General features: G+C 38.3%; 21 protein-coding genes. 8 read left to right on the top strand and 13 right to left on the bottom strand.

Annotated elements, in window-relative coordinates; all coding sequences use genetic code 11:
• The 7 genes from RT445_RS17085 to RT445_RS17055 all read right to left on the bottom strand — a co-directional run.
• Window positions 1–474: IclR family transcriptional regulator (locus RT445_RS17085; RefSeq protein WP_313471060.1), on the bottom strand; the 474-nt coding region annotated here is incomplete at its 3' end.
• Window positions 475–607: 133 nt separating this feature from the next.
• Complete coding sequence (locus RT445_RS17080; protein ID WP_312506634.1) at window positions 608–1,876, bottom strand: M20 family metallopeptidase; 1,269 nt, start codon at window positions 1,874–1,876, stop codon at window positions 608–610.
• On the bottom strand, window positions 1,869–2,822 hold the full coding sequence (locus RT445_RS17075) for a DUF1177 domain-containing protein (RefSeq protein ID WP_312506635.1): 954 nt from the start codon (window positions 2,820–2,822) through the stop codon (window positions 1,869–1,871). Before RT445_RS17075 ends, RT445_RS17080 begins: the two co-directional genes overlap by 8 nt.
• A 37-nt stretch (window positions 2,823–2,859) precedes the next feature.
• A complete protein-coding gene (locus tag RT445_RS17070; protein ID WP_312506636.1) occupies window positions 2,860–3,867 on the bottom strand; it encodes an ABC transporter ATP-binding protein in 1,008 nt (335 codons plus the stop codon).
• Complete coding sequence (locus RT445_RS17065) at window positions 3,851–4,873, bottom strand: ABC transporter ATP-binding protein (RefSeq protein WP_274794169.1); 1,023 nt, start codon at window positions 4,871–4,873, stop codon at window positions 3,851–3,853. The genes RT445_RS17070 and RT445_RS17065 overlap by 17 nt, the downstream gene beginning before the upstream one ends.
• Before the next feature lie 17 nt (window positions 4,874–4,890).
• Window positions 4,891–5,757, bottom strand: a complete 867-nt coding sequence (locus RT445_RS17060) for an ABC transporter permease (RefSeq protein ID WP_274794170.1) — start codon at window positions 5,755–5,757, stop codon at window positions 4,891–4,893.
• Window positions 5,758–5,759: 2 nt separating this feature from the next.
• Window positions 5,760–6,722 (bottom strand): ABC transporter permease, encoded by a 963-nt coding sequence (locus tag RT445_RS17055; RefSeq protein WP_312506637.1) that lies wholly within the window; start codon window positions 6,720–6,722, stop codon window positions 5,760–5,762.
• A gap of 219 nt (window positions 6,723–6,941) precedes the next feature.
• Here RT445_RS17055 and RT445_RS17050 point away from each other — a divergent pair, with 219 nt between their 5' ends.
• The 4 genes from RT445_RS17050 to RT445_RS17035 all read left to right on the top strand — a co-directional run bounded on the left by RT445_RS17050 (window position 6,942) and on the right by RT445_RS17035 (window position 11,492).
• Window positions 6,942–8,543: an ABC transporter substrate-binding protein gene (locus RT445_RS17050; RefSeq protein WP_274794172.1), complete on the top strand. Its 1,602-nt coding sequence runs from the start codon at window positions 6,942–6,944 to the stop codon at window positions 8,541–8,543.
• Window positions 8,544–8,605: 62 nt separating this feature from the next.
• Window positions 8,606–9,676: an amidohydrolase family protein gene (locus RT445_RS17045; protein ID WP_274794173.1), complete on the top strand. Its 1,071-nt coding sequence runs from the start codon at window positions 8,606–8,608 to the stop codon at window positions 9,674–9,676.
• Entirely contained in the window at window positions 9,673–10,815 is a 1,143-nt protein-coding gene (locus RT445_RS17040) for an amidohydrolase (RefSeq protein WP_274794174.1), read from the top strand. The genes RT445_RS17045 and RT445_RS17040 overlap by 4 nt, the downstream gene beginning before the upstream one ends.
• A 5-nt stretch (window positions 10,816–10,820) precedes the next feature.
• Entirely contained in the window at window positions 10,821–11,492 is a 672-nt protein-coding gene (locus RT445_RS17035; protein WP_312506638.1) for an AroM family protein, read from the top strand.
• 45 nt (window positions 11,493–11,537) lie between these two features.
• On the opposite strand, the gene RT445_RS17030 is transcribed toward RT445_RS17035, so the two are convergent.
• Window positions 11,538–11,855 (bottom strand): hypothetical protein, encoded by a 318-nt coding sequence (locus RT445_RS17030; protein ID WP_016992524.1) that lies wholly within the window; start codon window positions 11,853–11,855, stop codon window positions 11,538–11,540.
• Between the two features lie 136 nt (window positions 11,856–11,991).
• On the opposite strand from RT445_RS17030, the gene ytzI reads away from it, so the two are divergent.
• The 4 genes from ytzI (at window position 11,992) to RT445_RS17010 (ending at window position 13,710) form a co-directional block, all read left to right on the top strand.
• Window positions 11,992–12,135 carry a YtzI protein gene (gene ytzI / locus RT445_RS17025; protein WP_274794176.1) on the top strand — a complete coding sequence of 48 codons (144 nt, stop codon included), beginning with the start codon at window positions 11,992–11,994 and terminating at the stop codon, window positions 12,133–12,135.
• A gap of 39 nt (window positions 12,136–12,174) precedes the next feature.
• Window positions 12,175–12,336 (top strand): hypothetical protein, encoded by a 162-nt coding sequence (locus RT445_RS17020; RefSeq protein WP_274794177.1) that lies wholly within the window; start codon window positions 12,175–12,177, stop codon window positions 12,334–12,336.
• Window positions 12,333–12,566, top strand: a complete 234-nt coding sequence (yidD, locus tag RT445_RS17015; RefSeq protein ID WP_274794178.1) for a membrane protein insertion efficiency factor YidD — start codon at window positions 12,333–12,335, stop codon at window positions 12,564–12,566. Before RT445_RS17020 ends, yidD begins: the two co-directional genes overlap by 4 nt.
• A 109-nt stretch (window positions 12,567–12,675) precedes the next feature.
• Window positions 12,676–13,710, top strand: coding sequence for a metal ABC transporter solute-binding protein, Zn/Mn family (locus tag RT445_RS17010; RefSeq protein WP_312506639.1), 1,035 nt, complete (start codon window positions 12,676–12,678; stop codon window positions 13,708–13,710).
• Here the strand turns inward: RT445_RS17010 and RT445_RS17005 are convergent.
• The 5 genes from RT445_RS17005 to RT445_RS16985 all read right to left on the bottom strand — a co-directional run.
• Complete coding sequence (locus RT445_RS17005) at window positions 13,684–14,865, bottom strand: transglutaminase domain-containing protein (RefSeq protein ID WP_274794180.1); 1,182 nt, start codon at window positions 14,863–14,865, stop codon at window positions 13,684–13,686. The genes RT445_RS17010 and RT445_RS17005 overlap by 27 nt on opposite strands.
• 172 nt (window positions 14,866–15,037) lie before the next feature.
• A complete protein-coding gene (locus RT445_RS17000) occupies window positions 15,038–16,462 on the bottom strand; it encodes an o-succinylbenzoate--CoA ligase (protein ID WP_274794181.1) in 1,425 nt (474 codons plus the stop codon).
• A gap of 262 nt (window positions 16,463–16,724) precedes the next feature.
• Window positions 16,725–17,543, bottom strand: a complete 819-nt coding sequence (menB, locus tag RT445_RS16995) for a 1,4-dihydroxy-2-naphthoyl-CoA synthase (RefSeq protein WP_312506641.1) — start codon at window positions 17,541–17,543, stop codon at window positions 16,725–16,727.
• Window positions 17,544–17,606: 63 nt separating this feature from the next.
• Window positions 17,607–18,416: a 2-succinyl-6-hydroxy-2,4-cyclohexadiene-1-carboxylate synthase gene (gene menH / locus RT445_RS16990; protein WP_312506642.1), complete on the bottom strand. Its 810-nt coding sequence runs from the start codon at window positions 18,414–18,416 to the stop codon at window positions 17,607–17,609.
• The coding region (locus RT445_RS16985; protein WP_313471055.1) for a thiamine pyrophosphate-dependent enzyme at window positions 18,413–19,211 on the bottom strand (799 nt) is incomplete at its 5' end. The genes menH and RT445_RS16985, both read right to left, overlap by 4 nt.

Here is a 19,211-nt window from a genome sequence, read left to right as displayed (position 1 = left end):
TAAGGGTTCGTCAATAACCTTTGCAATTTGCTCTTCATTTAGGAATGCAAGCATAGAGCGATAGGAGGCCCCTACGTAAAGCGGAGACCTACTCCCTCTTGAAACAGTAAATTTCACCTTATTTACAGGTTCTGCTTTTAGTAATGTTAACGCTTCCAGTCCATTCAAAACTGTAAAAATAGCAGTTTCACCAGTGACATCCTTTAATTGATCAAGAACTGGCATACATAGCTGATCTATGTTTAATGAATCATACATATTCATACCAATTTCCCATAATGCAATACCAAGTGAGTATTTTTTAGTTACGGGATCTTTCGTAATAAAGCCATTATTTTCAAAGGTTTCAAGAATGCGATATAAATTTGTATGATTCATATTCATCGCCATTGCTAACTCTCTTCCGCCCCATGTGGGCTTTTCCTTTGTAAACATTTTTAAAACTGCAATTGATAAATTTAACGTCTTTAGCATATCTCTCATCCTTCTGATCTATTTATCTGTACAAACGGCTGAAAATCTTTCGCTTAAGGGGGAATAATTGAAAGATTTAGCAGCCGTCAGCACCTGATATCACTTTATCAAAAGTAAGAGAGTAGCTAATCTCTTACTTTTGATATAGGAAATCAACAGCAGCAGTAATATATACTTTTGCACAGCGTACGATATCCTCAACACGCACTTTTTCATTATAACCATGAATACTTGGCAAATACGCTGGACCATATTGTAATACAGGAATGTCATATTGTCTGAAATGTCGAGCATCACTGCTTGCCCATTGCATCACACCATATGCCTCTTGACCTGTAACAAATGAAATATTGTCCACAATCGATTGACACACAGGATTTTCAGCTGGCGTATAATTCGCTACGCTTTTGAAGCCAAAACGTTGAATCGAATAATCGATAGCTAAACTATCTAGTTTATTCTTCAAAATTTCTGTTACTTGTTCTTGTGTAATACCAAAAGGTAAGCGACAATCAACCTGTACCTTACAATAATCTGGGATAACGTTGGACTTCGTACCTCCCTCAATTGTACCAATATTTACAGTAATTTTCTCTAAAACATCTTGATATTTCAATCGATCTTTCTCCACCTCACGCATGTATTTCTTTGATACTTCGATAAGTGGCTGTACTTCTTCAGGAATGGAAATGTCCATATCCCATAATGTACGAATCTCTTGAATAGCTCGAATGGCATCGACAATAGCATTTCGTCCAGCTAAAGGAGATAGACTTCCATGTCCTGGTTCCCCACGTACTTCTAATTCAAACCAGTAAGAGCCCTTTTGTCCGATTGTAGGATTCAACGGTGAAGACGGCTCTGCAATTAAACAGCCATCTCCTTTTACTAAACCTCGTTCTAACAACCAAGGAACACCATATTCTCCACCCGTTTCTTCATCTGGTACGATCGCCAACGTTAATTTGCCTGGTAATTCAATATCCATTTTCTTTAGTAGCTTTGTCGCAAAAATAATACCCGCTAAACCAGCTTTCATATCACTTGCACCACGACCAAGCATCCAGCCATCCTTTACCTCTCCTGAGAATGGATCGAAATCCCACTTCGATAAATCGCCCACAGGTACAACATCTGTATGACCACAATAAACAAGTTCTTTTCCTTCACCATTACCAATAGAGGCAACCAAGTTAAACATTTTATCTGCAGCTTCATATTTTTGGTACGTAATGCCCACTTCATGTAAATAATTTTCGATAAAGGCTGTTATTTCAGTCGTATCTCCTGGAGGGTTGACACTGGGAATTTGAATAAGTTTTGAACAAAATTCAATTAATTCATCTTGATGATTTTCGACTGCATCGAGTAATTGCATTTTCAGTGCTTGTAAATCATTCATGTGTGTGCACCTCATTTCCTTTCGTTTGTAAGTGACTCATACTACCATATAAATTTTTCATATGGGTAAATTGTTCTTCATCATAGAAGGAGCACTTCTTAACACCGTATGTTTTTGCTACTTCCAAGACAAATCGCACAACACTTTCAACATCTGTAACATGTGTTGCACCTGTCGCACAGCCTGCCACGACAGATTCTGTAGTAATCGCCACACCAACAACAGGGCTGGATGTTGCAACAGCTGGTTGTAAAATACTATTAATATGATATAGACCATTTCCATAAGGTGTAATATCTTGCATCGTAATCGGCAGTACAACTGGTGAAATTCCTGCTGATTGCGTATAAGCATGTAAAAGATCATCACTAATTTTCAATATGTAACCTTCTTTGACTGTTGGTGTAATAGCAAACCCTTTATGGTTACACACTTGATTGCCTTTTGTTGTATCAATCGAGAGAATCGCATCCATCGTATCTTCTACTTCATTTTCGTTCATGACACTAATATCCACCGGTGAGTTCATAAATGGCACCGGCTCATGTGGTAAGGTTGGTGCTGTTGGACAAATATGCGTCGAGAAAATAACATCTCCTTCTAACTGATCACCCTTAAGGGCCATATCAATGGCTTTAGCTGCTCCTGCCATACATGCTAGAGCGCCATCTCCATCCGATACAAAGCCTGTCATTTCAGGGCGTGCTCCAATACCCCCTAAACGACCAATAATTCCTAATGTAGGTGCATTCCCACCTGAGGATTTACCATTCTTTCCTTTCACTAGAACGCGAACAAAATCTGTCGAGCCACTTTCACCTTGAATCGTTTTTACTTTGACATCTGCTGTTGAATCAATATCGTGTAAATACTCTTTAATTGTTTCTCCATTTACATTGATACTATCCATTACCTCGTATAATTCAATAACATGCTTCAATGACATAATTAGTCCGCTCCTTTTTCTATTAACTAAATTTTATTTATATCGATGATACTTCTTGTTTTATTGACTTGAATAAATGACATGATACTTGATGTGTCGCTGTCACTGTATCAAGTGTAGGTTGGACCTCTGCACATTTTTCTGTAGCAAAGCGACAACGCTTGTGGAATGCACAGCCACTCGGAGGATTTACCGGACTCGGAACATCACCCGATAAAATAATCCGTTCCTTTGAATCGAAAGGATTTTCCTTAGGAATGGCTGATAACAGGGCTTGAGTATATGGATGTTGAGGGCTTTCATAAATTTCCTTGTATGTGCCAATTTCCACAATTTTACCTAAATACATAACTGCAATGCGATCACACATATAATTCACGACATTTAGATCATGTGAGATAAATATATAGGTTAAGCCGAAATCTCTCTGTAAATCTTTTAATAGATTGATAACCTGTGCTTGGACGGAAACATCTAACGCTGAAACAGGTTCATCACATACAACAATATCTGGATTGAGTGCAAGGGCACGAGCAATATTAATGCGTTGTCTTTGACCACCCGAAAATTCATGTGGATGACGTTTTGCATGGTATGCACTTAATCCCACTGTTTCAAGTAATTCAATGACACGCTTTTTGCGTGATGCTTCATCACCCATACCATGGATGACTAAAGGCTCTGCAATGAGATATTCAATTGTTTTACGAGGATCCAGTGATGCATAAGGATTTTGGAAAACCATTTGTATCGATTTTCGGGCAGAACGGATATCCTTTGTATTTAAACTAGCTAAATCTGTTCCCTTAAACTCCACGACTCCCTCCGTTGGTGAAATCAGCTGGTTGATTAAACGGGCAACCGTTGATTTACCACAACCCGACTCGCCAACAATCCCAAGTGTCTCTCCTTTATATAACTCAAAACTTACGCCATCTACTGCTTTCACAAATTGAGTCGATTTTTTAAAAGGAATTGAACTTTTAATTGGAAAGTGCTTTTTTAAATTACTTACCTTTAAAACAAGTTCATTGTGCTGTTGCATTAAAAATTCCCTCCTTCCTTGCGACAATTTGTTCTTTTGATTGTAAATGACAAGCCACAAAATGATTATCCTGCACTTCCACTAAGTCAGGAACAGTACTACGGCAAAGATCTGTTGCTAAAGGACACCGTGCTGAGAAATGGCAGCCGCTATGTGGCATAGTTAAATCTGGTGGACTACCAGGAATGGCTGGTAATCTTTGTTGACCTTGTGTGCCCATTGTAATTTGAGATTCTAATAATCCCCAAGTATAAGGATGTAACGGTTTTTCATAGAGTTGTCTTGTCGTTGTAGATTCCACAGTACGTCCTGCATACATGACATTTACTTTGTCACAAAGCTCCCAAACGACACCTAAATCATGCGTAATCATAATGATGGCTGTATCATGTTCTTGCTGTAATTTCTTCATCAAATCAAGAATTTGAGCCTGCACGGTTACATCTAGTGCAGTTGTTGGTTCATCGGCAATGAGTAGCTTTGGATTACAAGCAAGTGCAATAGCAATCATGACACGTTGACGCATTCCACCTGAAAATTCATGTGGATACATTTTCAAACGCTTTTCAGGTTCAGGAATGCCTACCATTTTCAACATATCTACAGCTTTGAAAGCAGCATCCTTTTTCGATATATTTTCATGTGCTTGGATGACCTCTATAATTTGATTGCCCACGGTTAGTACAGGATTCAAGCTTGTAATTGGATCTTGGAAAATCATCGACATTTCATTGCCCCGTACATTACGCATTTCTTTCTCAGAAATAGCCATTAAATCACGGCCATTGAATTGAATTTTTCCATTCGTTATCTTTCCTGGCGGAGATGGAATTAAACGCATAAGAGCAGTAGCAGTCACACTCTTTCCTGACCCTGACTCTCCCACAATGCCTAATGTTTCCTTCTTATTTAATTGTAAATTAACTCCATTGACAGCTTTCATCGTAGAGCCGCTACTTTTAAATTCTACTGTTAAATTTTCTACATCTAGTAAACGTTCAGTCATGACTCCACCCCCTTCCATTAGACTTTCATTTTCGGATCTAATGCATCGCGCAATCCATCACCTAAAAGGTTAATACCAAGAACTGTTAGTAAAATACAAATACCTGAAAATGTTGCCATTTGGGGGTTTAATACTAAAAAGTCTTTACCATCCTTTAAAATACTGCCCCAGGAAGCGGTTGGTGGTTGAACCCCTAAACCTAAAAAGCTAAGGGCTGCCTCTGAAATAATAGCGCCTGCTGTACTCATCGTTCCGTAAACAATTAATGGTGCTAAACAATTCGGTAGTATATGACTAAAAATTACCCGTCTATGTGTAGCGCCTAAAGAATGAGTGACTTCGATAAATTCTTCCTCTTTAACGCTTAATACTTGGCCACGAACAAGCCTTGCGAACCCTGGGATATTAGCAATACCAATGGCAACAATAACATTGACAAGCCCTTGTCCTAATACCGTCATTAACGTAATCGCTAGTAAAATGAATGGAAATGCGAAAAGACCATCCATTGTGCGCATGATAATAGAATCAATACGACCACCAAAATATCCTGCAACTAAGCCTAATAACGTGCCAAACACAGCGCCAAATAACACTGCTGCAATGCCAACAATCATTGAAATTCGAGTACCATAAACTAACCGACTAAACAAATCACGACCATAGTTATCTGTTCCTAGTAAATGTCCCTCGGTATTCATAGGTAAAAATGATTTACCAACAAGCATTTCATTCGGTGGATGGGTAGCAATCAGAGGTGCAAAAATAGCAATAATGCCCATCAACGTTACAATAATTAAGCCAATTGATGCTAATTTATTTTTTAGCAACTTCCGCAACAATGTATTTCTTTTTCTCGTTTCATTGACGATTGCTTGAGTCATTATTATTTTTTCCCCCCATCCGATTCTAAGTTGACCTTAGGATTTACAACTTTATAAAGCACATCGACGATTAAGTTTATAAGCACAAAGATAAACGCAATGAAAATGACAGTTCCTTGTACGACTACAAAATCACGTTTATCAATAGCGTCTACAATCAACCGCCCCATACCAGGCCAACTAAAAATAGTTTCTGTTAAAACCGCCCCACCAAGTAAATTTGAAATTTGCATACCTAGTACCGTTAAAATAGGTGTTAGCGCATTTTTAAATGCATGTTTCCCAATCACTAAATATTCTTTGATCCCTTTAGATCGAGCTGTTTTAATATAATCTTGTGAAATAACCTCTAGCATACTAGAACGTGTAATCCGTGCGAAGGTCGCCATTGGAATTGTTGCTAAAGCAAATGCTGGCAAGATTAAATGCTTCACATATGTCCAAAGACCATCACTGATATTCCCCATTCCAGTCGCAGGGAACCAACCAAGATTGACACTGAAAAATAAGACAAGCATAATCCCCAACCAAAAAATTGGCATAGATACACCTACTAATGACACAAGCATGACAATATAATCAATGATTGTATTTTGCTTTCTAGCCGCTAGGATGCCTGCTGGTATTCCGATGATGACGGCTATTAACAAAGCTGCTAATGCAAGTATGACTGTGTTAGGAAATCTTTCGATAATAAGCCCGATGACAGACTCACTATAAGAATAGGAATATCCTAAATTTAACTGCGCCAAGTCTCCTACATATGAAATAAATTGTGAAGGCATTGATTTATTTAAACCTAGCTCTTCTCTTAAATTTTCTACATCTTCCACACTGGCTTGTGGCCCAAGCATAACTGCAGCTGGATCGCCTGGAATCATTCGCGTAATAATAAAGACGATAATCCCTACTACTAGCAGTGTTGGAATAAGGTTCACTAACCTTTTTAAAATAAATGAGCCCATCTTATGCAAGACCTCCTTTTCATTATTAGAATCAGTGGTTCATATTGTGAATAACCAAATACTACACTACATAATAATTGTTTGTAAATATATTTTTTCTGAATCTTTTTAATTTTGTATTTACTTTCTATTTACAAGTGTGCTAATTTTATTGTCGAACCTACCATTTTTGAATCAACGGTTCATATTGTGAAACATAAATTAAGGAGGCTAGCGTATATGAAGAAAATCAACGTAAAAAAATCTTTACTACTACTCTTTTTAACTTTAGTAATTGGTGTTTTAGCAGCTTGTGGTGGGAATACAGAGAAAAGTAATTCAGCAGATGAAAAGGATGGAGAAGTCACTGCAGGTGGCACATTAAATATTGGCCTTTCAGCCAATGCCAAAACATTTGACCCTATCAAATATACGGGGGTTTATGAATCGCAAGTTATGCGTCAAATGGGTGATACTTTAGTTGTTTATAACAAAGATTTATCTGATATCATTCCATCTTTAGCAACAGAATGGAAAGTTTCTGATGATATGTTAGTTTATACGTTCAAATTACGCGAAGGTGTGAAATTCCAAAAAGGTCAATACCAAGATGGACGTGACATGACAGCGGAAGACGTTAAATATTCATTAGAGCGCTCTGCCAAAGAATCTGCTATGAATCGTTTAAGTGGTGTGACGGAAGTTAAAGTGTTATCAGATTATGAAGTAGAAATTCACTTAGCGACACCGAATGCTGCACTCCTTGCTATGCTAACGGATGCAGGAAATATCATTATTCCAAAAGAAGAGGTCGAAGGATGGGGCGATAACTTCTCTGAACACTTCATTGGTACTGGTCCATTCCAATTAAAAGAATGGAAAAAAGATCAAGAGGTAAAACTAGTTCGTCACGAAAATTATTGGGGTGATAAGCCGAATATCGATAACTTAACAATGAAGTTTATCTCAGATCAAAACATGATGACGAATGCATTACGTTCTGGTGATATTGATATTGCCATGGATGTTAAAGGCCAAAATCGTGAAATCATCAAGCAAGATAGCAATCTTGAACTTTTAACGAATCCTGGTCTATCTATTGTTTATCTTGATCTTAACAATAAGGTAGGTCCTACTGCTGACAAACGTGTTCGTGAAGCTATTTATATGGCAACGAATGTTGAGGAAATTATTTCTGGGGTTAACCAATGGGGTGGTGGAGATGTTTCTTACTTACCATTACCACCTGGTTCATGGGGGTATGATCAATCGTTAATTGATTTAGTACCAAAATATAATCCTGAAGAAGCTAAAAAATTATTAGCAGAGGCTGGCTATCCTGATGGCTTCAAAACAGAGATTTTTGTGTCAGAAGCACGTGTGCCTTACGCTACAATTTTCCAAAGTCAATTAAAGAAAAACCTAAACATTGATGTAGAAATTAAAGTGCTTGAATGGGGTACTTACAGTGATACTGTAGCAAAAGGAAATGCCCCAATGAACATTGGGGGCTGGACTTGGTATCCAGATCCTTATTTCTTCCTTTATCAGTTATATCACACAAATCAAATTGGAGCTTTAGGTAATGGTAAAGGCTATAGTAATCCAGAAGTAGATAAATTATTAGAACGCGCGGTATCAGAAACAGTTGTTCAAGAAGAAAGAGCAAAATTATACCAAGAAGCGTTAAAACTAATATTAGCAGATGTACCACGTATCGAATTAGAAGCCACTCAAACTGTTGCAGGTGTGAGTAAAAAAGTACAGGGCTTTGAGGTCTCTGCCGATAATTCCGTACAAATTGTGCATCCAAACGGTACGAACGTATCAATCGCAAAATAATTAAACTAGAAAAGTGGAGATCTTGTCTCCGCTTTTCTCTTCATAAGGAGAGATCTGATCGAATGACTCGATATATAAATGGACTTGTTTTTAACTCTGAGACTCGTAGCTTTGATAAACAGTCGTTTCAAGTACAGGGGCAATACTTCGAACAATCTTCTCGTACAACTGAAACAGAAATAGATTTAGATGGTTATTATATTACACCTGGCTTTATCGACAGTTGTTCACAAATTGGTTTAGCTGAAATAGGGATTCGCTGGGAGGGCGATGATAGTTATGAATTTGATTCCCATCTTCAATATTCTGTAGTTGATGGCATTTATCCATTTGATGCAGCATTCCAAAAGGCAGTCTCTCATGGAGTAACAGCATCGCACATTGTTCCCTCCCCTAAAAGCTTAATTGGTGCGAAAACAGCCATCATCCATCATACACATACAACGGTCGATGAAATGGTCCTGATAAAGGATGTTGCTTATTCCTTCTCCATCGGCCATCAGGCAAAAAGTACATTTTTTGCTGAAAAGAAAAAGCCATTAACTCGTATGGGAATTGCCAAAATAGTTAGGGAAACATTGCAACAAATTCAGCAGCAAGAGCCACGGATTAAAAAAATTGTTATTCGGGCCCATAAAGCAGTAGATATTGAATTTGTTGGACGACTTCAACATGAATTTGGCACTATTTTCGATTTTCATATTATTCATGGTACTGAAGTTCCTTTACTTAAGGGGGAATCCTTTAATACGGTTATTGCGGGACCAACATTTCGCTATATTGAGCATAATGAGATGATGGCACTATCGCCAAAACTTTACCGCCATCTGTCCAATCAACATATTCCATTTGTTTTTTGTACGGATCACCCTGTTAGTAGTACATCCCACCTAACTTTAGAAGGTTGCCTAGCCGTAAGAGAAGGAATGACACGCCAGGATGTTCTGTATGCATTAACAACAGGGGCTGCTAATTTTCTAGGTATAGCCCATAAAACAGGCGCTATTTGCGATGGACTTCTAGCTGATTTTGTCATATGGGATAAGCATCCATTAAATTTAGACGCCCAAGTTGTCGCTACTTATATTAAAGGGACAAAAGTTTATGCACGGGAAGAAGGGTTGACAGAATGATTATTTATCACCATGCAAAAATTTTCACAGTCGATGAACAAAATAATATTTTTGAACAGTTATGGATTGAGGATGGGCGAATTGTTTATGTTGGTCCAGCGAAGGATACTCCTCCCGATGCTGAATTAATTGATCTACAAGGAGCATATGTCACTCCTGGATTAATTGACATTCATGCTCATGTCGGAACATGGGCAGAAGTAACCGAAGATATTAATGATGCCAATGAATATAGTGAGCCCTTTACACCACTTATGCATGCTTTAGATAGTGTAGATATTCGGCACTTTTCTTTTCAGCATGCGCTGGAAGGTGGCGTGACAACTGTGCAAACTGGGCCAGGCAGTGCTAATGTTATCGGAGGCATTTGGAGCATCCTTAAAACAGCAGGACCTACCCTCGCCTCCCGTGTTCTTATAGAACGAAGTGGATTAAAAGGAGCATTAGGTGAAAATCCTAAAAATGTCTTTGGCAATCAATATAAAAGAAAGCCTATGACGCGAATGGCTATTGCCCAGCTTTTACGAGATGGTTTCCAACGTGCGAGTCGCTTGAATGAACAAGAACAAACGGATCAAATCAACCACAACACAGAGTTACGCCCATTTATTGAGGTGCTACAGGGTGACATGCCCCTTCGCATTCACTGCCACCGTGCAGATGACATTATGACAGCTATACGAATCGCCAAAGAATTTAATGTAGAGCTTCACTTAGAACATTGTACAGAAGGTCATCTTATTGTCGATGCAGTTAAGAAGAGTGGCTTTCATGCAACACTTGGTCCCTATATGCTAACGCCATCTAAATATGAAACACGCCATTCTACACCAGCAATTGCAGCTATTTTTAAAGAGCATAATATACCTTTTGCCATTATGACGGATCATCCGTTTGTACCGATTCAGTATTTAAAATATTGTGCAACAGAAGCCATTCGCTATGGTTTAGATGAAGAAACAGCCATTAAAAGTATTACGATAAATGCTGCTAAGCTTGTACAGCTTGATCACCGAATCGGTAGTCTGGAGGCAGGCAAGGATGCTGATTTTGTTGTTTGGTCACACCCTATTTTTGAAACAGAAGCAAAGGTTTTACAAACTTATGTAAATGGAAAAAAATATTACGAAGCGGAGTGAGCACGTTGAAACATTCAAACATTGCCGTTGTCACAATTGGTCAAGCCCCTCGCAAAGATATGGCTAAAGATATTCAGCAATTAAGAGAATCCGGTCTCCATGTTCAAGAATACGGTGTACTTGATTCACTCTCTTCCGATGAAATTGCTAGGCTATCACCAGCTATTGAAGACACAGATGTTTTAGTGACACTTCTAGCAAATGGTGAGCAAGTAAAGCTAAGTAAACGAAAGCTTATGCCCTATATTCAGCAATGCATTAGTAAGCTACACGAATTCACTTGGGTATTACTTATGTGTACTGGAGACTTTACGAATAAGCTTTCTTCTAACAATCTATTACTTCCTGATCGTATGATGACAAATTTAGTAAAAGGGTTACATACAGAATTAACACTTGGCTTAATAGGTCCTGAGCCTGAACAACAACATACTGTTGCTGACAAATGGCAAAAAGCACAGTTCAATGTAATGTTTTCAGCAAGCTCCCCCTACCACTTCAATGCTCGACATCTATTAGCAAAAGCACGACTATTAGAAGATAAGGGAGCCGATTTGCTTATTCTTGATTGTATGGGCTATTCTTCAACAATGAAAAATACTATTAAAGATCAACTTTCTATACCTATCATTGTGCCGAGAGAAGCGGTTTTTACCATATTAAAAGCCATTAGTTAAGATTGAAAGAGGTCACTGTCCATTCAGTGACCTTTTCCTTTTTATTTAAACACGCTTATTGAAATAAGGAAGCTGTTCCACGAAAGCCTTTGTATCATCATCCCCATATTCATGAACGAGTGCATAAATTTTCATTAATCGCTTATCTATTTCATCATTTTCTCTATCTAAGTGATACTGTATATACGGTAGCTGGGCACGCCATGCATTTGAAATTTCTAACAGCTGCATTTGCTGAAAGATTCTTTCAAAAACATCTAATGCTTGACGATCTACGTTCAGTTCAAAGTTCCACGGCCCTGCATATGGATTTGTATAATACGTTCGATTGGCAAGTGAAAAATATACGCGCTGACGATCCATCTTACGATTCACTCCTTTTTCCATAGTATGGAGAGAAAGGAGTCGTTTTATTCGCTTGAATGTCAAACTTCCTTCACAATTAAAACGGTACTATAATTTATAATAGGTATGATGAACAAAGAACGGAGTGAATACTATGAGTTTAACTACGCTCTTAATAATTGCAGTTATTATTGTTATTGTTATTACAATTGCGACGATTATTAGTGTCAACCGTGCTTATGCCTTTAAACATACAATCGATGAAAGGCCGAAGCAAAATCATCAAGAAGAGCCATAAACATAGCCTTTTTAATAATATAAACTTGGAGTGAAAGCAATGGGTGTACCTTTACCAATTATCATTATGATTGCCATGATGATGCTAATGTTTGGTCTTTCTGTCATTATTATTATGAAGAAAAAAAATAATATTTTTACTCAAACAATTGATCCAAAGCCTGAACAAATGACGTCTCAGCAAAAGGATGAACAACGATGAAATACCCCTTTATTTGGCTCATTCAGTTTTATCGAAAATTCATTTCACCGATGACGCCCCCTACTTGTCGTTTCCATCCTACATGCTCTTCTTATGGACTAGAAGCTTTTCAAAAGCATGGGGCAATAAAGGGCTTTATCTTAACTATTACCCGCGTATCCAAATGCCATCCGTTCCACCCTGGTGGCTTTGATCCTGTACCTGAAAAATGGCCTTCGAAAAAGAAATAACTTTCGAGGGGCATTTTTTTCTTGTACTTTTTTAAGGAGTAGGTTATTATAAGAACTGTTCTAAAAAACAAATCGTAATCATTACTATTTAAGAAAGGGATTTTCTTATATGAAAAAACTATATTTAGTATTGCTCGTTGCCGTTCTTGCTGTATTTACTGCAGCATGCGGAGACAAATCGACGACTTCCCAAAAGACTGAGGAAAAGGATACGTTAACAGTCTATACAACTGTCTATCCTTTAAGCTATTTTGCTCAACGTATTGGAGGCGATTATGTTGACGTCTCTTCTATTTATCCAGCCGGTGCAAACGAACATACATTTGAGCCTACACAAAAAGATATGATGAACTTAGCAGATGCCGATATCTTTTTCTATATTGGCTTAGGACTAGAGGGCTTTGTGGAAAATGCTAAAAAAACATTAGCAAATGAAGATGTCACAATGGTGGCAACTGCTGATAATGTTTCAGATGAAAAGTTAGCTGTAAGCACAGGCCATGTTCATGCCGAAGAAGAACATGAAGCAGACGTACACGACGACCATGATCATGCAGCTACAGAGGAGGAGGAGCACGATCATGATGGACACGGACATGACGAGCATGAGCATGGTGACATCGATCCACATGTTTGGCTATCTCCTACAATTAGTCAAGATTTAGCACTTGCTATTAAAAATACACTAGTTGAAAAAATGCCTGCTCAGGAATCGACTTTTAATAAAAATTACGAAGCTTTAGTAAAAGAGCTACAAGATTTAGATAATAATTTTAAAGCGATGACAGACAAAGCACAAAACAAAACATTCTTTGTATCACATGCTGCATTTGGCTATATTGCAGGTCAATATGGCTTAACACAGGTGCCGATTGCCGGCTTAAATTCACAAAATGAGCCATCGCAAAAAGAATTAACAAAGATTGTAGATAAAGCAAATGAATTGCATATACACTATATTTTATTTGAACAAAACGTATCTTCTAAATTAGCAGAGGTTATTCAAAAAGAAGTTGGCGCAGAATCTCTTGTACTGCATAATTTAAGCGTGCTAACAGCTGATGATGAAAAAAATAATGAAACGTATTTCACACTGATGCAAAAAAATATTCAAACATTAGAAAAAGCTTTGAACGATCAATAAATGAGTAAGGAGGTGCCCCGAAAATAGATGGGACACCTCCTTTATTATGACGTATTTTTCTTGTGGCATACGTTTTTCCGTACGATAGATAGACGTTAGCTTACTTGTTGATTTTAGCATCGTTTTACGTTTTGCTTTTGAATGATTTACTAAACTCTCTACTACTACCTTTGGCCATTCATTAAAATCGTGCAGAACAACAGGGTTTTCCTCTGTTTGTTTTTGTGTCACAAGCATTGTAGGCTGTAATTGTGTTACTGCTTGCCTATTCTCTGCAATTATTGAAATCCCTGCATTTTGATTAAAGCTTTGTTGTAAAGGCATTGTCAAACTCTGTCTTTTCGTTTCTTTTTGTATATCTGTATATTTTTCACTAGTTGCTGCCGGGAAACGGGCGTAGTCCCAAGTATGGTCTTGTGATAATTGGCGATCCGACACTAAAAAATATTGATAGCGTACTTCACCCTTACGATCTGGCAATGGATCATCCCACGTCACATCAATATGATACCACTCATGATCAAGCTTCACTAGCACCCAAGCATGAAGCTGTTCACCCACTTTGCCTGGTACATATTGCACTTCAAACCCTAACATCTCCAGCATTCGATATAACACTAACGCATACGCCTGACAAACTCCCTTATTTTCTGTAAGCAAAGTGTAGGGCGAATATTGACTTCCTTCTGTTTCCTTAGAATATTCTGCTGTTAAAACAATAAAATCATGTGCAGCCTGTAATTTTTCTATGTCACTTAATCCATGCATAGGTGCAGTAATGGTTGATAAAGTTTGCTCAACAAAAGCTGCCTCTGTTTGTGAAATATGGTAGGTAAATGCAAATTCGATGACAATATTATTGTTATAACCATCGTATTTCCATTTAAAACTAGAAATATTAGTATAAATATAAGAGTTTTGAATCGCAGTTTTCGTAATTTCTGTTAGTTCATCTTTTATCTCGGATATGTCACCAGTATAGCGTATTGAGAATTCTGTAGAGAGCTGCATAACTTCTTTATTAATGAGAGATTGTAGAGTTTCAATTGAATGAGCAGTTGCTACATTATCTTCTTGATAGTTTGCAAATACTTGCACATGACTCATTTGTAGAACAAATAATATAATGACAACATTATATATATATTTCCTCATATGAGTCATTCTCCTTTACTAAATAGTTTATGCCTCTCTTTTTTTATTATGTTAATGAATGTTTAATTTCATGCTAAAAGTTTAAATGTTTCGCATGATGGATTAGCCGTTTCCATTTTTAAAAACAAAATAAAAAAGAAGCCTCCATACGAAGACTTCTTTTCATCTATTTTTATTGTAATAATTTCCTTCTCAGCAATTTATCCGCTCCATTTCTCGGTAGACTGTCTGTAAATATAATTTCTTTAGGCATCTTATATTTAGCAAGTTTTTGTAAGCAAAAGGCCTGTAGTTGCTCAACAGACACTGGCTCATTTAACACAAGGAACGCAATGGGAACCTGCCCCCATTGCTCATCATCTACCCCACATACACCCGCTTCTTTGACCGCAGGATGTGTAAGTAGTACATTTTCTATTTCTGCTGGATAAATATTCTCGCCCCCAGAAATAATTAAATCTGCCCTACGATCAATCACATACAAGTATCCATCTTCATCTAAACAACCGATATCTCCCGTATGTAGCCAGCCATCAATCGTGGCATTTTTATGTGCAAAACGGCCAATATAGCCAGGTGTGACATGAGGACCTCGAATACAAATTTCCCCCTCACCTTTATCATTAGGATCTGCAATTTTTATTTGATTAAAAAATAAAGGCTTGCCAGCAGAACCGATTTTTTGCATGGCGTCTTCACTCGCCAAAGTAGCCGTTTGTGAAGATGTCTCTGTCATCCCATAGGTTTGCGCAACGGCTAAATTTAGAGAATGTGCTCTCGCTAAATAATCGACAGGCACCGGCCCTCCTCCAGCTAACATTAGCTTAAAATGAGGTGAAGCTTTCATATTGCGCTGCTCTAACGTATGTAGGATTCGTTCCAACGTCACCGCGACAACCGACATATGGGTTACTTCTCCGTCTATAATGTTTTGTGATATCGCTTCTGCATCAAATTGATCATATAAATAGACCTGATTACCATATAAAAGTGAACGTACTAATATGGAAAACCCACTAATATGAAATAAAGGAACTGCACAAAGCCAAACATCTTGAGGCTGCAGTCCAATATTTAAAACAGAGGCTGTTGCGCTTGCCTGATGGTTCCCAACTGTTTGGCGAACTCCCTTTGGAAAGCCCGTTGTACCTGATGTATACATAATAGTAGTTGTTTGATCTAATGGCCATTCCTTTTCAATAGTTAACTCGCCTTCCCCCCCATTTTCAATCGATGAAAATAAGTAATGGGCTGTTTCAGGAGGCAACTTCTCTATATCTTCATCTGCGATTAACACTGTCACTGCCTCTGAATCTTCTAGTTGATAGGCCAGCTCTTCCGGCGATAGTCTACGATTAAGCATCACCATTTCACATTGTAAATGCATGCAGGCATACATCATCATGACCAGTTCAGGCTTACTTGGTCCCATAATTGCAATTCGATCACCCTGCTGAATACCGATCCCTACTAGTTGACGAGCACGTTTTATAGATAATTCATTTAATTCCTGAAAAGTCCAGCTTTGATTTTTATAAGCTAATGCCTTTCGTAACGGTGTTAAATATGCTCGCTGTAAAATCCAATTTGGATACATCTTCGTCACTCCAATCCCCTACATCTTAACGCTTAATCATCTATTTTGTCTATTTGCATGTCTGTTATTTTAGGGATGCTACTCGCTACTTTTATTGTAATGTCCTGCTCCTCTATCCTTCACTTTCCTAGTTCTATCCATCACTTTACGGGCTGTATCCACTACTTTATTAATTCTATCCGCTTCTTCTATCGTAACCCCTTGCTTCCAGGCATAGAAAAAGCTCGTATCTCTAAAGATACGAGCCTTAAACCCTTTAGAATCAAGGGAATCTTGGGAATTGACCGAAATCTGGTTGACGTTTTTCTTTGAAAGCGTCGCGACCTTCTTTTGCTTCATCTGTTGTGTAGTAAAGAAGTGTAGCATCTCCAGCCATTTGTTGAAGACCTGCTAAGCCGTCTGTATCTGCATTCATCGCTGCTTTTAAGAAGCGTAGTGCAGTTGGTGACATTTGTAGCATTTCTTCACACCATTGAACTGTTTCAGCTTCTAATTGCTCATAAGGAACAACTGTATTGACTAAGCCCATATCAAGTGCTTGTTGTGCATCGTATTGACGGCAAAGGTACCAAATTTCACGTGCCTTTTTATGTCCAATAATACGAGCAAGATAGCCTGAGCCATAACCAGCATCGAATGAACCTACTTTTGGTCCAGTTTGTCCAAAGCGAGCATTGTCAGCAGCAATTGTTAAGTCACAGACAACATGTAAAACGTGACCTCCACCAATTGCATAGCCTGCTACCATCGCTACTACAGGTTTTGGAATTACACGGATTAAACGTTGTAAATCAAGAACGTTTAGACGTGGAATTTCATCTTCTCCTACATAGCCACCATGACCGCGAACTTTTTGGTCTCCGCCAGAGCAGAAAGCATGTTCACCTTCACCTGTTAAAATAATTACACCGATATTTTTGTCATCGCGTGCTCGTGAAAATGCGTCAATCATTTCCATAACCGTTTTAGGACGGAATGCGTTACGCACTTCTGGACGGTTAATCGTAATTTTTGCGATTCCGTTATAGAACTCATACTTTATGTCTTCATAAGTATGTAATGTAGTCCATTGACGTGTCATTGAATAGCCTCCTATATCATTAAATTCGTCTCGTTACTTGCGAGGCGCTAACGTAATATTAGATTACGTTAAATACTCCTCTACTATTGTAGCAAACTCAGCGGGATTTTCCACATGAATTGCATGTCCAGCGTCATTTACCGTCATATGGCTAACAGTATTTAATAGCGCTTTCATTTCTAGTGCAATTTCACAGAATTTCCCATCCATTGAACCGGTAATTAGCAATACAGGGACTGCTAACTGCGCCAATCTATCCCAATTTGAAGGTTGAGCTCCTGTACCAATACCTCTCAAGCTTCCCGCTAGTCCCTCTTTCTTCTGTGAAAGTCTTTCTGCTCGAATGAATTGTCTTACACTTTGCGGTAGACGATGCTGTGTACTAAAAAGCGGTATGTTCTCCCATGCATTCACAAACGATTCCAAACCATTTGTTAGAATTTTTTGTGCCAGTGCTTCATCTCGCTCACAACGCTCCTTACGCTCTTCTTCTGTACGTAAGCCTGGAGAGGCGCTTTCTAAAATAAGCTGATGAATACGATCTGGATAAGCCAGGGCATATGATAGAGCAATTCTACCACCCATTGAGTATCCTAACAGTGTAAAGTTCTCTAGATGAAGCTGGCAAAATATTTCTTCTAAATCTTGTAATTGTTCCTCCATGGAGAAACGTTGACAGTGCTGTGGAATAGCCGTTTGTCCATGTCCAATTAAATCAATGGCAATGACACGTACATTGGGTAGGGCCTGTGCTAGTTTGTGCCATGTAGCCGTGCTTCCCGTAAATCCATGTAATGCAACGAGTGTATGGATCCCATTTTGATTCCATATCTCAATATGCGTTTCAAGACCACGAATCATTAAATTTGTCATGCTTTTAACTCCGTATTAATACGTTTCCATAGCTCACGATGGGCAGTGACGTTCTCTGTTCGATCAGTAAATATTTCAATCAAACGTAAAGGACGTTTTTTGCTTGTAGAAAATTTCTCGGAAAGCTCGGCAATCGTTTCTACACGGATATAATCCATATCATACATATTGGCAATATCACGGAATTCAAGGGCAGTTGGTGTGCCAAATAAGTCCTCATAATGAGCTTCCACTGTTGACTGTGGTAAATAAGAAAAAATACCGCCACCATCATTATTCATGACAAGGATCGTTAAGTTACATTGCTGATATCTTGAAGCAATGAGACCATTGATATCATGTAAAAAGGCTAAATCACCAATTAGTAAAAAGGTTTCTCGGCCATTTCCTTGACTGAAGCCCATTGCCGTTGACACTACGCCATCAATCCCATTTGTACCACGATTTGCAAAAATACGCAGATCCTTCGGTGTAGCTAGTAAAAATGTATCGATATCACGCACTGGCATACTGCTGCTAACGAAAATATCACTACCATCAGGAATCATTTTCAGTAAACGACTGACCATGGCTCCCTCATCTTTTTCTACTTCTGAATATTGCTCAATATGCATAGAAGCAAGCTGATTCGCTTTTTGCCATTCAGCTAAATAAGTCTCCTCAATAGCAGTTTCCGTAATAACTAATTGAGTCAGCCACTGATCGATATTGGCATGAATAAAATGCGTGGAAACGCCCGTAGCATCTCTAAACATTGGGTCTTCATCAATAATCACATAGGCATTTGGCTGTGAT

Source organism: Lysinibacillus sp. (assembly GCF_032093475.1).
Taxonomy (GTDB): Bacteria; Bacillota; Bacilli; order Bacillales_A; family Planococcaceae; genus Lysinibacillus; species Lysinibacillus irui.
This window is presented reverse-complemented; position numbering and strand designations above follow the sequence as displayed.

Excerpts from the sequence above, each read along its gene's own strand:
- RT445_RS17030 (WP_016992524.1), bottom strand. The coding sequence starts at position 11,855 with ATGGATCGTCAGCGCGTATATTTTTCACTTGCCAATCGAACGTATTAT.
- RT445_RS17060 (WP_274794170.1), bottom strand. The coding sequence starts at position 5,757 with ATGACTCAAGCAATCGTCAATGAAACGAGAAAAAGAAATACATTGTTG.
- RT445_RS17010 (WP_312506639.1), top strand. The coding sequence starts at position 12,676 with ATGAAAAAACTATATTTAGTATTGCTCGTTGCCGTTCTTGCTGTATTT.
- RT445_RS17020 (WP_274794177.1), top strand. The coding sequence starts at position 12,175 with ATGGGTGTACCTTTACCAATTATCATTATGATTGCCATGATGATGCTA.
- RT445_RS17080 (WP_312506634.1), bottom strand. The coding sequence starts at position 1,876 with ATGAATGATTTACAAGCACTGAAAATGCAATTACTCGATGCAGTCGAA.
- RT445_RS17040 (WP_274794174.1), top strand. The coding sequence starts at position 9,673 with ATGATTATTTATCACCATGCAAAAATTTTCACAGTCGATGAACAAAAT.
- menB (WP_312506641.1), bottom strand. The coding sequence starts at position 17,543 with ATGACACGTCAATGGACTACATTACATACTTATGAAGACATAAAGTAT.
- RT445_RS17065 (WP_274794169.1), bottom strand. The coding sequence starts at position 4,873 with ATGACTGAACGTTTACTAGATGTAGAAAATTTAACAGTAGAATTTAAA.
- RT445_RS17070 (WP_312506636.1), bottom strand. The coding sequence starts at position 3,867 with ATGCAACAGCACAATGAACTTGTTTTAAAGGTAAGTAATTTAAAAAAG.
- RT445_RS17005 (WP_274794180.1), bottom strand. The coding sequence starts at position 14,865 with ATGAGGAAATATATATATAATGTTGTCATTATATTATTTGTTCTACAA.
- RT445_RS17000 (WP_274794181.1), bottom strand. The coding sequence starts at position 16,462 with ATGTATCCAAATTGGATTTTACAGCGAGCATATTTAACACCGTTACGA.
- menH (WP_312506642.1), bottom strand. The coding sequence starts at position 18,416 with ATGACAAATTTAATGATTCGTGGTCTTGAAACGCATATTGAGATATGG.
- ytzI (WP_274794176.1), top strand. The coding sequence starts at position 11,992 with ATGAGTTTAACTACGCTCTTAATAATTGCAGTTATTATTGTTATTGTT.
- RT445_RS17050 (WP_274794172.1), top strand. The coding sequence starts at position 6,942 with ATGAAGAAAATCAACGTAAAAAAATCTTTACTACTACTCTTTTTAACT.
- yidD (WP_274794178.1), top strand. The coding sequence starts at position 12,333 with ATGAAATACCCCTTTATTTGGCTCATTCAGTTTTATCGAAAATTCATT.
- RT445_RS17075 (WP_312506635.1), bottom strand. The coding sequence starts at position 2,822 with ATGTCATTGAAGCATGTTATTGAATTATACGAGGTAATGGATAGTATC.
- RT445_RS17055 (WP_312506637.1), bottom strand. The coding sequence starts at position 6,722 with ATGGGCTCATTTATTTTAAAAAGGTTAGTGAACCTTATTCCAACACTG.
- RT445_RS17045 (WP_274794173.1), top strand. The coding sequence starts at position 8,606 with ATGACTCGATATATAAATGGACTTGTTTTTAACTCTGAGACTCGTAGC.